The organism is Anabaena sp. CCY 9910 (assembly GCF_963920875.1).
In the GTDB taxonomy this organism is placed as follows: Bacteria; Cyanobacteriota; Cyanobacteriia; order Cyanobacteriales; family Nostocaceae; genus Trichormus; species Trichormus variabilis.
The window spans coordinates 395,830-411,639 of record NZ_CAWUDJ010000001.1 but is presented as its reverse complement, the minus strand read 5'-3'; the positions used below and the strand labels follow the sequence as shown (position 1 = coordinate 411,639).

Here is a 15,810-nt window from a genome sequence, read left to right as displayed (position 1 = left end):
GATGACGAGTTTAAAAATCAAAAATAATACTTTTATTTGATACGATTAATCGCATCTTAAAATCTCAAGCAATAATGATATTGTGTTGGGTAAATTTTCTTTAACTAATACCAGAATATATCCCCTAATGATTTTTTCATTAAATACAAGTAAATAATTCCACTTTATACAATAATTAGATTTGAAAAGATTTACTATGGACTATTTGATTTACAAATTGTACTAATTCCGAAACATAAAAAAATCTTCTTTGTTACTAATTCAATAGTTAAATAAAAAGGAAAATATTACTATATATCTTTCTTTATTGTGTATCCTAATAACTTAATCTCGAAAATCAACTATTCCACCTATAAAAATCGTCGCCGATGACAATGACGGAGTAAACCCATGACTGAATGTAATTCCATATCTTTGCAATTAACAAAGGTGATTTCTGATGTGAAAACTGAAAATATGACTAATAAAGGAATTCTTATCGCTTTTTTTATTATAACTTTGTGGGGCAGCAATTTAACACTATTACTATCATTGGATACCGCTAAAATCCAGCTTCCATTGATAGTATTAGCTATAATTTGGCAAACATTCTTATATACAGGATTATTTATTACTGCTCATGATGCTATGCACTGTCTTGTTGTTGCCAAAAATCCTCAAATCAATCATTGGATAGGCAAGATATCGGTAATACTTTATGCGCTATTTTCCTATAATAACTTAGTGGAAAAACATAGTTTGCATCACCAATATCCTGCAACTGAAAGTGATCCAGATTTCGACCATAATCAAAACCAAAATGTCTTTATTTGGTATTTTAAATTTATGATGTCGTACTGGGATTGGCGACAAATTGTCGGCTTAACATTGACTTTTCATCTTTCACATCATGTCTTGCATATATCCTACATAAATCTTATTTTGTTTTGGGTTACACCCTCTATTTTGAGTTCCATACAATTATTTTATTTTGGGACATTTCTACCACATAAAAGACGAGAAGGCGGATATACCAATTTACATTGCACACAAAGTACTCCACTTCCTGTTTTTTGGTCGTTTATAACTTGCTACCACTTTGGTTATCACAAAGAACATCATGAATATCCTCAGATTCCTTGGTGGAGATTACCCGATGTTTATAATAGTAATTAGGACTCCTATTTAATTTATGAATATTTAGGGTTTCATATCCCCGACTTTTTGCAAAAGTCGGGGATATAGATGGTTTTATAGAGAACAAAGGTAAGTATCTGTAGGGTGGGCATTGGCCACCAAAACCCGGATATGGTGGCCAATGCCCTTTTTTATCTGGAAGTCCCTAACGTCAGATAAATACTCTTAATTATCTGTTCGCGGGTGCAATTTTATCGCTAGAAACCCACTCACAATGGAAGCCAAAGGGGACTCTTTGAGGAAGAATAACACGGGCGACGGGTTCGGCAGTGATATTCTGGGCATCTAACACAATAAATTCCGATCGCTTGTTAACGGCATCATAAATATAAGTCAATACCCATCCGTCATCTTCAGTTGTGCCACCAGGACGAGGTGCAAAGACACATTCACCACCAAAGCGTCCACGACCAAAATAAACAGATTGGGCTGTTCCGGTTTCTAAGTCATACTTCTTGACTCCATCAAATAGCGGGCGTTCCATATACATAGCCCCTATTCCGGAGTACACATAACGCATCTTGCGTCCAATTAAGCGATCGTTGATGCGGGGGAACTCACAAATTTCGTCTTTGTCAAGTATTTCCTCCTTGACTTGACCAGTAGAAAGATTAAACCGCCAACGATACAATTTCGTCATTTCTGGGGCAAGTTTTTCTGACGAGGTGTCGGTGTTGACAAAATCCAGGGGGTTTTCTCTGTCAGGGATAAATAGTTGTGTCCAATCCATGCGATAGGCAACTAAAATTACCTCGTTACCTTCTTCATAGGCGTTGACTACATGGTAGACCATACAGCTCGGCACGGTAAACCAGCGTATTTCTCCCCCATGCCGAGGAATAATCCCAAAACGACTCGGTTTATTGCGTTCAAACACGAGGGGAACTTTGCCCTGCATAACTCGCATCGGTTTGAGGGCTAGAGGCATATCGAGGAAAATAGTATATTTTTCCGTAATAGCAAAGTCGTGCATACTAATTGGAGAAGGAATGTCAATTGGTATGGTTTTGACAATTTTTCCTTCTGGTGAGACGATGCCATATTGAACGTAGGGCTTGGTTAGGGGTTGATAACCAAAGAACATCATTTCCCCGGTTTTAGCATCGACTTTGGGGTGGGCGCAAAAAGGGAAGGTTAACTGCTCATTAAAAGTATAAGAACCGACGGTGTCTAAATTGGGAAGACTGATTTCATAAGGTTCGCCTCCTTCCCAAAGAGCGAGTAACCGTCCATGATGCCAAACTAAAGCTGTATTGGCTACATTTTTCATCATGATGCCGTGGGGTTCATCGAAGCGAGGTAGATTCAGCAATCCTGGCCAGATAGCTTGACCTTCTTTTTCTTCAATCTTCCATCCTTCAGTACGAACGTAACGATTACGATAGCTGGCCTTACCATTTGTAATGTTTACCCCGTGAATCATACCGTCTCCATCAAACCAATGATAAAGACCCAAAGGAGCGAAGCGGGGGTTCGGCCCAATCCGGAGAAACGTACCTGACAACTCTTGCGGTAGTTTACCAATCACTTCTAGGTTATCAGCCGTAATTTCTTTGCGGACTGGAGCATAGTTGAGAGTTAAAAAGCGATGGGCTAATTCTTCTTTGACTTGTGGATCAGACTGTGCAGATGTGAGTTTACTTAAAACTGCTTGGGGAACACGAGCGTAAGCAAAGCCTTTTTTGAGGTTTTTACGGGCAGTTTGTGGGGAATCTGGGGTGTCAGGAGTAACTTTAGCTAAGAAATCTGGATCGAGGAAAATGCTGCCTAGTCTTTCCTGAAAAACAGTTTGGCGAGTATTTTTGTCAGCAAAAGCCGCTAACATTTCTTTTTCTCGTTCGTCTATTTCTGCGCCACTGGTGAATAAGCTTTCTAAAACTTCATCTAAAGCCTCAAATTTGTAAGGGCTAGGATTTTTGCCTAAATAAGCTTGTAACCAATCAAAACACTGCTGGGGCTGTATTGGCTTGTTATCAGATAATAAACTTTTAATTTCTGCATCTTCAGTTAATCTTTTTTGATCTGCGATTTTGGATAAATATTCTTTTTCTCCAGGTTCGAGTTCCCCATCTAGCCAGGCCATTCCCACCAGGATTTTTAATAGTTGTTTATTTTCTTGAGTTGATCGTTCTTGATAAGCTATTAAAGTTGTTTTGGGAATAGATACGTCGAAATGCTCATTTGTGCTAGCATCAGGACGGATATTCTTCTCACTACTATACAAAATATTGGACAGGTCTGGAGTTTTGACAACTATATATAAATCGGGATTACCTTCAAATTTTTCTAATGCGCTTTTGAAATTTGCTTCTGAATAATTAATTGCAAACTTGCCATCTTGATCAGTTTTCGTTTGACCAAGTTTATCATTTTTGAGGATATCTTTATCAAATGCTTCGACAACTAAATTAGCAATGCCTACTCCGCTTTCTTCCTCGTAAATTCTTCCAGTTACTTTAAAAAGCATGGCAATTCCCCTGTTTTCTTAGATTAAGTCGATTGATGTAAAGGTAGTCCATTTTTACAGCAGTCACATTATCTTATCGTTGCTCGCAAATGACAACGAAAAATAAGACATTTAAGCAGATATTTGTATGAATAATTGCAAAGATTAAAAGGCACTTGAGACAGTTAAAGCATCTTTCGGGTAAATTTATTAGGTTTCAATAAGAAGCCCACACTCACCGGAAAAGGCGTGTTTGAAGTACGTCACTTCACATAAAATGCGATCGCCTATATGGTTGATTCAATGTCTGCGCGTTGCTTATAATAAATAAAGATGCGTGTACCTCCTCTACTGCTTGTTGAGGTAGGTCTGGGATACTTCTTATTGTCTCAACAAAATTTAATCGTCTTATCGCTCTAGAGGCAACCAGTATTTTCGTGTAACATCAAGTTGGCAAAAATGTGAAGAAATATTTCGCCAACATTATCTTTTTGTTCTCACACCCATATACCCATACACCAAGTATTGGCAAGGGTTTCACATGAGTCTTAGTGACCTTTCCCTCGTACCCTCAACCTCTACTGCAACGAAATTTTTCTCGCTAACTCCGATCCAAATCAAGTATTTTTTCTGTCAACAAGTGGTACAATTATACTACTCATGCAGAAATCAATGCTCTTTTAGTCAGGCGGGAGTGGCAAACAGCATCTAAAAAATGCTGTTCAAAACTGTCGCTTGGCTTTTATGCTAAAACAGACTCTTATTAGAGAGTTTTTTATTAGAGATTACTAATTTTAGAAGCAGCCAACTATTAAATATTAAGTATTGCTTGGCACTACATTCAAAAATCTCTAATTTTTCACTAGTGGGAAGAAATTTAATCAAGGGAAAATCTCACAATCAAAAACAGAAATCTTTCTTCCCTAATTTCTATTTCTCATACAGTCAGGAGGATTTAATGAACAGCTGTGTTTTATTAGCGGAAATCGTTCAAGAACCGCAACTGCGCTATACATCTGATAATTTAGCAGTCACAGAAATGTTGGTGCAATTTCCCAATTCCCAAAAATCAGATGACCCACCAGCGACTTTAAAAGTTGTTGGCTGGGGAAATTTAGCTACAGAAATCCAGCAAAACTATCATCAAGGCGATCGCGTCATCATTGCTGGACGTTTAGGGATGAATACCATCGAGCGTCCAGAAGGATTTAAGGAAAAACGGGCTGAATTAACAGTACAACAGATTCAATCAATTAGTGGTAACTTCACCTCATCATCAACAGTAGCCAGAACACCAGCCGTCACCGAAACCCCTTCTCGTCCACCATCCCCGGCTGTTACTACCCAAAATGATACTCCTAGCTATGAATCACCACGTCCAGCACCAACTCCAGCCTCTAGTACAGTTAGTGTTGCACCCCAAGTAAATAACTACCAACCAGCGCCCAAGACTAACTACCCACCAGTAGAAGAACCAGACCCAGATGATATTCCATTTTAGGTAATGGGTGTAGGGGTTTGGGGGTGTAGGGGTGTAGGGGTTGAGGATTTCAAAGATTTATTGCACTGCGTATGTCAGTTGTTAGTCGTCAGTTGTCAGTTGTGGAAATGATCTGGTCTAATACCCCAACCCGCAAATGGCGTGGTTTCTACATATCTTTGCCACTGACTACTGACAACTGACTACTGACAAAACTCTACCCACAAAGGGATAGAGTTTTTATTTTGAATTTTGAATTGATTTATCCCCCCTCCCCAGTCCCGAATTTTCCCAACTACTGCTAGAATCCAAATAATTTTTACTCAATATCACTGGCTCCTATGAGAGAAACTGTCCTAGAGGTTCGCAATCTACAAGTAGAATTTTCCGGTGATGGCAATGCTGTCAAAGCTGTTGATGGTGTTTCTTTTCAGCTGCATCGGGGTGAAACTCTAGGAATAGTGGGTGAATCTGGGAGTGGTAAATCAGTCACATCATTGGCGGTGATGGGTTTGTTGCAACATCCTGGGAGAGTTAGCGGCGGAGAAATTCTGTTTTGTCCCCAAGCCAACGCTAACCCCATCAATTTATCGGCGTTATCTGCTGAGGAAATGCAACTATACCGGGGTGGCGACATCGCCATGATTTTCCAAGAACCGATGAGTTCTCTGAACCCGGTTTATGATATCGGGTTTCAACTGACGGAAGCAATTCTCCGTCATCAGAATGTTAGCCAGACAGAAGCAAAACAGATTGCGATCGCAGGTCTGCAAGAGGTTAAACTTTTACCTAGTGATGAGCAAATCAAACAGCAATATATTGAAACTTGGCCACAAACCAACCCCAACTCGCCCCTGGATGAGTTCAAGTTAGCGCAGTTGGTGAAGCAGCATAAAGAAACCATGCTGGAACGCTACCCCCACCAGTTATCTGGGGGACAGTTGCAACGGGTAATGATTGCAATGGCGATTTCCTGTAATCCCTTGCTATTGATTGCAGATGAACCGACGACAGCCTTAGATGTGACTGTACAAGCAACAATTATTGAACTGTTGCGCGAGTTGCAGCAAAAGCGGGAAATGGCGTTAATTTTCATTACCCACGACTTGGGTTTAATTTCAGAAATTGCTGACCAAGTAGCGGTAATGTACAAAGGTAAGGTTGTCGAATATGGTGCAGCCGAGCAAATTTTTAGTAATCCCCAACATCCATATACTAAAGGCTTGGTAGCTTGTCGCCCCACCCTCAACCGCCGTCCCCATAAATTACTCACCGTTTCTGACTACATGAGTGTAGAAGAAACATCAAGTGGACAGTTAATTATCCAAGCCAAAGAACCTGCACACCCACCAGAAATTACCGTTGAGGAAATATCTGCCAGATTAGAAAATCTGGAAGAAAAGAAACCTTTATTACAAATCAAGAACTTGAAAGTGGGTTTCCCTGTAAAAGGTTGGTTTGGTGGGACAAAACGCTATCAAATGGCGGTTAATGATGTTTCCTTTGATGTGAAACCAGGGGAAACACTAGGATTAGTAGGGGAATCTGGTTGCGGTAAAACTACTCTGGGTAGAACTCTGCTGCGGTTAATTGAGCCAATAAGTGGTCAAATTATCTTTGACGGGCAAGATATTACTAATTTTAAAGGCGAGCCGTTGCAAAAACTACGGCGGGAAATGCAAATAGTCTTTCAAAATCCCTTTAGTTCCCTTGACCCCCGGATGAAGGTTGGGGATGCAGTGATGGAACCGTTGTTAATTCACTCTGTAGGTAAGACAACAAGACAACGGCGCGAACGAGTTGCAGAACTCTTGGAACGGGTGGGTTTGAGTGCAGATGCAATGAATCGCTATCCACATCAATTTTCTGGTGGTCAGCGTCAACGGGTTTGTATTGCCCGTTCTTTGGCATTGAATCCTAAGTTTATCATTTGTGATGAGTCGGTTTCGGCGTTGGATGTGTCAGTACAAGCCCAGGTATTGAATCTGTTAAAAGAGTTACAGGACGAATTTCAGTTAACTTATATTTTTATTTCCCATGACTTAAGTGTGGTTAAATTTATGAGCGATCGCATTTTAGTTATGAATCGTGGTCAAATAGTGGAACAAGGTACAGCCGAAAGCATCTACCGTGAACCAAAGGAAGCCTATACCCAGAAATTAATCGCCTCAATTCCTACGGGTAGTCCTGAACGAGTGCGTAGCCACCACCTGAAAACTTCTTGATTTGTATGGGAGGTTTTTAAACGTGGAGGAACGCAAAGTTCGCGCGGAGGTACGCGGAGTTTTAGTTAGGTACAGCCGGATTTAGTTGGAGTAATAACCAAGTTAGATAAGTACCAAATGGCCCCCAGAGAGCGTAGGGAAGGAATAACCAAGAGGCTTTTGGGGAAATGGGCTTGACTACGAAGGCTAAAATATATACGAGTAGTGTTGCCAAGCCACCCATAAATATTCCTCCTGTTAAGCTTCGCAGTTCTACTACAATGGGACTGTACGCAGAGGTGGATATAGCGATCGCTGCATAAATAGCCATCAAAGACCAAGGTCGAAAACCCTGTCTTGTCCTTTTTTCCCAAACAATAATCGCAGAAATGGTTGTACAAGCCCAAATGAACGTCCAAACAAACGGGATGATAAATTCAAATGTCAGCCAGTCGGGACGTTGTAAGTTTTGAAACCAGGGGTCGCGCAGCGATGTAAACAGGCTACCACCAAAAAACAATGCTGCTGAAACTGCTGTGATGATCCATCTCGCTTTCACAAGGTTTATCTAAAATAATGGTCTACTTGCAGTTTAGACAATTATCAGCGATCGCTGCATATTTAAGGCCATCCAAGGGGCGATCGCCTTAAAAATAACTGAGTAATATAGTAAGTATTACCTATTCGCCACACTCCTACACCTGTCTCTGCAAATACGGGGCGGAGAATATTTTCTCGGTGTCCAGGGCTTTTCATCCACCCTTCAATAGCTGACGGTACAGGGCGGGGAATATTTGTGCTTGTGTATAGATTTTCACCTACTACCCAATAAGAGACACCACCAGCACGGACTCTATCGGCTGGGGTACTGCCATCTGCACCTGTATGACTAAAAAAGTTCTTTTCTGCCATTTGTCGGCTGTAATTGCGGGCTACTTGCGCTAATTTGACGTTATTTTGTAGGGGTTGTAGCCCATTACGTTGCCGCACTTGGTTGATACCTTGGCGGATGGCTACTTCGATTTGGGCAGTCGTGGCAGATTCTACGGGAATTTGCGGTTTTTGTGGCTGATTTGATGGTATTTCAATGACTGGTAGAGGTGGCAAAGATTCAATTACCTGCTCACAGCCAGTAGATAATAAGGCGATAGCACCCCCCATTACCCAAAAAATATTGGGTAACATATTTTTGTATTTGTATAGTAATTTCATTTATTCTTCCTTAAACAGTATTTTTACTGCTTTGTGCGTATAAGTTTCATTAATTTCTAGTGTTCCAATATTTATACTTTAGACAATTTTTGCATAGCCTAACAACTACTTGTTGCCAATTTATTTGGCAAATTTTAAGGCTTTTAATCAGCTAATAGCTGCTAAATTGACAATCGGGATTGAATGAACTGGCATAATATAAAAGAGGTAAATACAGATAGTAGAAATAGTGCGATCGCTACAAATTCATGAGAAATTAACAGCAGATAATCTGTATATTTAACTGCAAAAATCGAGGGGATTTAGCTGCGAAATTCGGGTACTTATAATTTTCACATTGATTTCGCAGAGGGGTTTATGAGTCAAATTGACATCGAAAAACTTCATCTTTGGGTACAAGATAGAGACACTGTATTAAAGTACAGCACTCATGTTGACTGGCGTTATGGTGAAAAACCAGATTATACCCATTCTAATGAAAAACTTGCCCAGGAAAGTACACGTAATCACCCATCCAATTCACTGGAAACACTAGTACAAAATTTGGTGCGTACCTTTGATATTGAAGCTAACTTTAAAACAAATCCTGCTCAGTGGCTTTCTGTTGTTCCCGACCAATTTCGCATGAGTACCAATGGAGGTTCTCGCCATACCATCACAGACTTGATTAATTCAGGTACTTATAAATTGATGATTGGCAATACCAAAAATTACAAAGCCACTGAGGAAAACTTTGAAACTTCCACTGGTCTATTTCATACAGCTTTTCCTAACGGCTTTTTGTGGGAAGTTCTAGAAGTTTATTCAGGGCCACCGGAGATTGTTTTTAAATGGCGACACTGGGGAGAATTTAAAGGTGAATTTAAAGGCTATGCACCCACAAACGAGACGATAGAAGTCATTGGTACAAGCGTTGTGCGCGTCACAGATGATTTAAAAATCCTTTCTTTGGAACACTATTATGACAATACCCAGTTCCTAGCAAAGCTGACATCTGGTGGTAAATTACTCAAAACTCCCCAAAATCAGCAAAAAAAATCTAATTCTCTTTGGCGGAGGTTTTGGAATTTGATCCGAAAACTTTGGGGAAAAAAGGAGAAATCAGCCTCGGCAAATTTACAAACTAGCCGTTGTCCTTTTGCTGCTGTTATGAAGTAAAGATGGAGATTGGGTAAGAGATAATTTCTGAGCGCTAGGATCTCAACTTTAGTCTCTTTGATGCCCTAATACATCTTCCAGCATCGGCGCTAATTCTTTATTTAATCGCCCAGACTTGACAAATTCCGCATAAGTATCTGCCTCAATCGCTAGTAGTTCATCGCGGAATTGTTCTGTTGTAAAGTTTTGAAGATTGGGGTATTCATGGTGTAATTTATCAATCTTGGTTTGCAATTCTGCAATTTCGCCTGTGACAAGTTTTTCTTGGTAACGAAGAAATTCTGGGTCGATACCGGGACGTTTCTCTGTTTGCAGGTATTGCAATACTCGTTCTAGTGCAACAATACGGGCGACTAGTTGTAAATATTGTTCGCGTAAGGGTGCATCGCCGAGCAAATTGAGCTTTTGTAGCAGGGGCTTAATTGTTAATCCCTGGACTAGTAGGGTAAATAAGACTACTCCAAAGACGGTAGCAATGATTTTTTCTCGCCCTGGCAATACAGTCGGTACACTCAATGCCAGGGCAATTGACACCGAACCACGTAACCCACCCCACCAAAGAATAGTCTGTTCAGGTAAGGAGACTTGTGATTGAGTCATCATAACGCTCAATTTGCTGAGAATAAATAGTGTAATTGCTCGCATGAAAATCATTGCACCTACTGTAATAGCAATGATTTGCAGGTTTTCTCCTAAACTGGCAAAGCGGATTTGGTCGCCAATTAATAAAAAAACAATCGAGTTGACAAAAAAGGCTAAAAATTCCCAGAATTCGGAAACAATAATCCGCGTCCGGGGATTCATGCCTATGCGTGAACCAAAGTTACCTAATATCAAACCTGTAGTGACAACGCCAATCACGCCGGAACCTCCCAAGTCTTCGGTAACGAGATAAGTACCGTAAGCGGACACCAAAGTTAAGGACTGTTCCACCATTGGCAAGTCAAAGCGTTGAGTCAGGTAGGAAATAGCAAAGCCAATCAAACAGCCTACCGCTACACCGATGCCAACTACTTGAAAAAACTGTAACAAAATCGGTTGAACACCCAATTCGGCACTTCCCAAAGGCAAAGCCACCAAAAAACCAAAGGCGACTACTGCCATACCATCATTAAATAGACTTTCGCCTTCCATGAGGGTGACAAGACGAGTTCCTACACCCAATTCACGAAACAAAGCGGTCACAGAAACCGGGTCAGTAGCAGAAAGACTCGCACCGATGAGTAACGCTGTAGTTAGGGAAATTCCCGCCAGTTGATTAAGTCCAATTGCTACTCCGGCAATTGAGATTACCACCCCAAACACCGCATACAGGGAAATTGGCACAAAATCTCGCTGCAAATCTGACCATTTCAAATTCCATGCGGCTTCAAACAATAAGGGTGGTAAAAAGATGGACAGAATTAAAGCAGGAGACAGGACAACTAAGCGCACATCAACGACTGCTAGTCCTAAACCGACAATTACCAGGAGTAAGGTATAGGGGATTTGGCGAAACCAACTAAATACTTGGGGTAAGGTGGCTACGCCTAAAGAAACCGAAAGTACTAAAAGGAACTGCTTGAGATTCGTGGCGATCGCTTCTTCACTAATTGCTGATTCAAGTACCATGAGTAAGTATTTAGTACAATTATGTACTTATTCTCCAAGGACTATATTCAGATAACATCGGCTGAATATAAGATTTTAATCATCAAGCCGCGAATATTTGCCAGTTTATTCCACAAGAAGGAGGAAGCTCTTGGGTATTAACATTCGAGACCGCTTTCAGAACTTCAGGCGCAAACAAAGACAGCCAGAACAACTACAACAGTTACAAGTAGATTTATTTAAAGAGTCAATTTTAGATATATCTTATATCGCACTAATAGTTGGTTCCTGTGCGATCGCTACTTTTGGTTTATTGTCAAATAGTAGCGCTGTGATTATCGGTGCTATGATTATTGCCCCCTTGATGTTGCCCATTCGCGGATTAGCTTTTGGTGCTTTGCAAGGTGATATTGGCTTATTCCGCCAAGGTGTGATCTCAGTAGCGTTAGGTACATTATTAGCGCTGGCGATCGCTTTCTCTTTGGGTTTAATAGTGGGACTACCTGATTATGGTAGTGAAGTCTTGGCTCGTTCCGAACCAACCCTATTAGACTTAGGTATTGCCGTCGCGGCTGGTGCTATTAGTGCTTATGCCAAAGTTGAGTCAAAAATTTCTGGTAGTTTAGCAGGTACAGCGATCGCAGTAGCTCTCATGCCTCCTATATGCGTAATTGGTCTGGGTTTAGCAAAGGCAGATTTCGCACTCAGTTTGGGCGCAACCTTACTCTACCTCACCAATCTACTCGGTATTACCCTCTCCTGTATGGTGACATTTTTGGCAGCAGGCTATACTTCTATGAGCCAAGCACGTCGCCCCATCGTTTGGACTTTAGTACTAACAGCTATTCTGGTTATTCCTTTAGGTGTGAGCTTTGCTCGACTTGTACGACAGACGCAATTAGAAACTAGTTTACGTAGAGCATTATTAAATCGTACTGTCACCTTTCAACGCCTGCAATTATTTAGAAGTAGTACTAACTGGTTAGTTAATCCTCCGGAAGTACGGCTGAGTGTGCGAGCCAATGACCCGGTTACACCCCGACAAGTAAAGCTACTAGAAGAATTTGTCGAGCGAGAAATGGGACAACCATTCACCTTGATTTTTGAAGTTGGTCAAGTGGAAGAAGTGAAAAGTTCTGAGCCTTAGTAGCTGACAGAATTACGAATTCTCCCTACTGATTGAGTTTATTGATTAATTTTGATGGCGGATTTTTTGATCAATTCCTGAATTTGTGCTGCTACTAGGGGATGAGAATCTTTTTGTAATTTGGGCAGAAGTTCTAAGAGGACGCGATGTGAAACTACATTCAAATAAGCGATCGCCGCTTCCCGTACAAAGCCAGTAGGATGACGCAAAGCCATCAGAATTTCGTTAATTGTCAAACGAATCCGGTTAACCTGGGCAAAATGAAAACAGCAAGCCAAGCACCAATCAGAGAGAAAAGTGCCTAAAGTCAGCATCTTCCGCAATCTTTCACTAGCTGACAACGGTTGATATTCTGTGAATTCCGCCTCTAAAAGATCATGCAGCTTTTCTTGGTGCGATCGCTTATCTAAGAGATTTAATAACAATGATTTTCTGGGCAAATTCACTGTATGTTCTAATATTTCCAATCCTCTTGCTAAATTCACCATCGATTCAGACCGGAGATTAAACGCGGCTGCCTGCATTTTATCTGGCGAATATAGTAATTTTAATAGTAATAATAAACGTTCCCGAATATCCCATTCCATTTCTGCCAAGGCACGTTGGAGTAAATCCGCAACAATCAAAGCCCTGGAATTTGTTTGACTATTATCTAAAGTGAGTTGTGGTCGTAAGTCTATATAAGCTGCATAAATCTCACCCAAAAATCGTAACTCCTGATCAATGAGACTTTCTACCCGACTGTGTTGAAACCTATCTACTAAATTGGTAATTTCTGATTGTTTCTGAATTTTCAACAAGCTACGCAGAATATGGTACCTAGTACCACCCCAAGAAGATTCCAACTGCAACCATAAAGTCTCTACAGCTTCTGTAGTAGAAATTTGTCCGATGGTACGCCAAGCATACATTCTTAATACTTCTGGTTTATGGGCATTGGTAGCCAGTTGTAACAGCATATCCAATGCTTCATTCTCCATTTTGATTAAGGCGCGCATAGCGGTAGCGCGGGTTGATTTGTAATAAAGTGCTGTCAGCAGTGAGGAATAGTATTCTTCCATACGTGTTGCAGCAATCATTTCTAAGACAGCACAACGCACCCTTAAGGATTCATCCTGTAACAAATTAGGGATATGAATCCGTAACGCCTGTAAATAAACCACTTCTCGCAGGGCTTTGACACCATTCACCCGTTCTCGTTCCTGCTTATGGGTTAGCATCCGGCTTAAAGTCTTGGTGGCGGCTACTTTTTGGATTGGTGTTCCCTGACGCAATAGCAAAGCCGCAGCTGTGGCGCGAGTTAATGAATGGTGGCGCTGGTTGAGGTATTCTTCCAGTTGGCTTAAATTGGGATTGGGGTCAGCTAGCCAAACATAACGTAATGCTAGGGCAAAAACTTCGGGATTAACATTGTCTGGATGACGCTCTAACAACCATTTTACTTCCGATACATGGTTGGGATTAGCATCAGCCCCTAGCATCACCTCTAAACTGTGTCGTTGTAAATCTGGCGTTAGCTTAAATAAAATTGGTGAAAGAACATCTGCTGCCCCTTGGGGGTCAATTTGGGCTAATAATTCAATACATGAGTGTTTATCTGCGGTGTTGCCCTTTTCTTCTAAAGCTTTGACTACCCCTTGTTTAAAGGCACGCAAACCCACATTAGAGGCACTTAGTTCGCCTCTATCGGCGCTCAAGACTAACAAATCAACATAACGCGATCGCAATAACCATACTACCTTCAAGCAGGCAACGGCTACGACCATTGTTTCGCAGATAAACACCCACTTTTGCATTGTTGCAGGTACAAATAACCCACACACAAACAAGGTAATCACAATGATGATACCAGCAGTACCAGTGGCGATCGCTTCCGCCGTTCCCCCTGATAATGCCTGCATCCGGCTACGAATGCGTTCTGGAATTGGTTGATATAGTGACGGCCCACTACTAATAACAAAGGTGTAGCGTAGCAGTTCATCAAAGAACTTTAACCCGACCAATCCCCAAAAAAATGCCAGTGATTGTATTCCTGGTAGTAAGTAAAGTACAACAATCATCCCAGGGACAACAAAGCCTACAGCCACAGGCAAAAGTGCAGCAGTAAAGAACACTCCAAAGCGTTCGATCAAGCGGCTGGAAACGAACCACTGAGTTCCTAATTCACACAAGCCAACAATCCCACCAAATATACCTAAAAAGCCTGCTAGTTCGCGATCGCCTAAGTTGATTTTTAGTTCTTGGAGATATTGAAAATCTACTAATAAACCGATAATTTGTAACAGACCAACAAAGGCAAATAGCTGTAAAGTATAACGCTTGAGTGGTGCTTGGATACGCCGATGCCGAGAGGCTTGTTCTTGAGGAATTAGGCGCTGTGGTGCTTCGGGAAAAGAGCTGCGATACTGATAACTTAAATAGCAGAGAATTGCCGAGCCAATCATAATCACTCCACAGGCGATCATAATCACGCGGTTGAGTTTGGCGAACTCCAGCAACCAAGGCAAACTAAAGCCACTGATCACATCAGCCACTAATAATCCACTACTAATCAGTGGGTAAGTGCGCTTAATTTCTCGAATATTAAATAATTGGTTAGCAACAATGGAAGTATTTAGATCATTAACTACATAAAGGGAATCTACCCACAACCGTAGTAAAAATACAACAATGACTGAAAAGTAAGAAAGATGGATGCCCCAGCGTAATAATACCAACAACATTAATGGCACAACCATACAAGGTGCGATCGCTACCACCACCCAGCGCAAAGGAAAAATCTTTTGCAACCAAGAATAGACAAAAACCAGCGCCATACCCATAACCGCACTGGCAATATACATCCAAGGCAATGGCCCAGCGCCATATTCATCCAAAAATAGTGCTACTGTACTATCCTCAGCCCATCGCAACCCCACAGATACAGTCGTGTAAAAGGCAAACATCATCCAAGTCCGTTCGCCTTCCTCTGGTCGTAGATTCACCCATTTTAAAAGTTGTGCCAGCCAACTTGGATTTGCCGCCAACGAATAATTTTTCAATTCCATGTTTTACTTTCTGGTATCTTCTCCGTCCAGTAGCTACGGTGTGTACACAAGTTATTTGATCCCCCTAAATCCCCCTTAAAAAGCAATACGGTTCAGTTAAGAAAATAAGTTAACTGCTACACATAAAACAGATCTATTTTTTGGAGGGGGCTTGGGGGACGCAACCGTCCCCCAATCGGGGGTTTGGGGGAGAATCCCCCAAGTCTTGGTTCTTCTGAAATCAATTCAAAATTAATAACGGCTCCCCAGTCCCCAGTCCCCAATCCCCAAAAAGGCAAAAGTCCTGAACAACTGAGTATTATGTTTCCCACTCAGAGTTCAGGACTATCAAATTGCAATTAATTTCAACG

General features: G+C 41.2%; 10 protein-coding genes. 5 read left to right on the top strand and 5 right to left on the bottom strand.

Annotated elements, in window-relative coordinates:
* The first annotated feature begins 390 nt into the window (after positions 1-390).
* Positions 391-1,155 (top strand): beta-carotene ketolase CrtW, encoded by a 765-nt coding sequence (gene crtW, locus ACM5QX_RS01800; RefSeq protein WP_414752119.1) that lies wholly within the window; start codon positions 391-393, stop codon positions 1,153-1,155.
* A gap of 190 nt (positions 1,156-1,345) precedes the next feature.
* Here the strand turns inward: crtW and ACM5QX_RS01795 are convergent, their stop codons facing one another.
* A complete protein-coding gene (locus ACM5QX_RS01795; protein ID WP_414752118.1) occupies positions 1,346-3,643 on the bottom strand; it encodes a carotenoid oxygenase family protein in 2,298 nt (765 codons plus the stop codon).
* Positions 3,644-4,580: 937 nt separating this feature from the next.
* Here ACM5QX_RS01795 and ACM5QX_RS01790 point away from each other — a divergent pair.
* Positions 4,581-5,123, top strand: coding sequence for a single-stranded DNA-binding protein (locus ACM5QX_RS01790; RefSeq protein WP_414752117.1), 543 nt, complete (start codon positions 4,581-4,583; stop codon positions 5,121-5,123).
* A gap of 320 nt (positions 5,124-5,443) precedes the next feature.
* Positions 5,444-7,327, top strand: a complete 1,884-nt coding sequence (locus ACM5QX_RS01785) for an ABC transporter ATP-binding protein (RefSeq protein ID WP_414752116.1) — start codon at positions 5,444-5,446, stop codon at positions 7,325-7,327.
* A gap of 61 nt (positions 7,328-7,388) precedes the next feature.
* Here the strand turns inward: ACM5QX_RS01785 and ACM5QX_RS01780 are convergent, their stop codons facing one another.
* Positions 7,389-7,865: a TspO/MBR family protein gene (locus ACM5QX_RS01780; RefSeq protein WP_414752115.1), complete on the bottom strand. Its 477-nt coding sequence runs from the start codon at positions 7,863-7,865 to the stop codon at positions 7,389-7,391.
* 62 nt (positions 7,866-7,927) lie between these two features.
* Positions 7,928-8,518: a CAP domain-containing protein gene (locus ACM5QX_RS01775; RefSeq protein ID WP_414752114.1), complete on the bottom strand. Its 591-nt coding sequence runs from the start codon at positions 8,516-8,518 to the stop codon at positions 7,928-7,930.
* A 357-nt stretch (positions 8,519-8,875) separates the two neighbouring features.
* Here ACM5QX_RS01775 and ACM5QX_RS01770 point away from each other — a divergent pair, with 357 nt between their 5' ends.
* Positions 8,876-9,676 carry an ester cyclase gene (locus tag ACM5QX_RS01770; RefSeq protein ID WP_414752113.1) on the top strand — a complete coding sequence of 267 codons (801 nt, stop codon included), beginning with the start codon at positions 8,876-8,878 and terminating at the stop codon, positions 9,674-9,676.
* A gap of 48 nt (positions 9,677-9,724) precedes the next feature.
* Here ACM5QX_RS01770 and ACM5QX_RS01765 read toward each other — a convergent pair whose 3' ends face one another.
* Positions 9,725-11,287, bottom strand: coding sequence for a cation:proton antiporter (locus ACM5QX_RS01765; protein ID WP_414752112.1), 1,563 nt, complete (start codon positions 11,285-11,287; stop codon positions 9,725-9,727).
* 130 nt (positions 11,288-11,417) lie between these two features.
* Here ACM5QX_RS01765 and ACM5QX_RS01760 point away from each other — a divergent pair, with 130 nt between their 5' ends.
* Positions 11,418-12,413, top strand: coding sequence for a DUF389 domain-containing protein (locus ACM5QX_RS01760; protein ID WP_011318832.1), 996 nt, complete (start codon positions 11,418-11,420; stop codon positions 12,411-12,413).
* Between the two features lie 38 nt (positions 12,414-12,451).
* On the opposite strand, the gene ACM5QX_RS01755 is transcribed toward ACM5QX_RS01760, so the two are convergent.
* On the bottom strand, positions 12,452-15,460 hold the full coding sequence (locus ACM5QX_RS01755; protein ID WP_414752111.1) for an MFS transporter: 3,009 nt from the start codon (positions 15,458-15,460) through the stop codon (positions 12,452-12,454).
* Positions 15,461-15,810 lie beyond the last annotated feature (350 nt).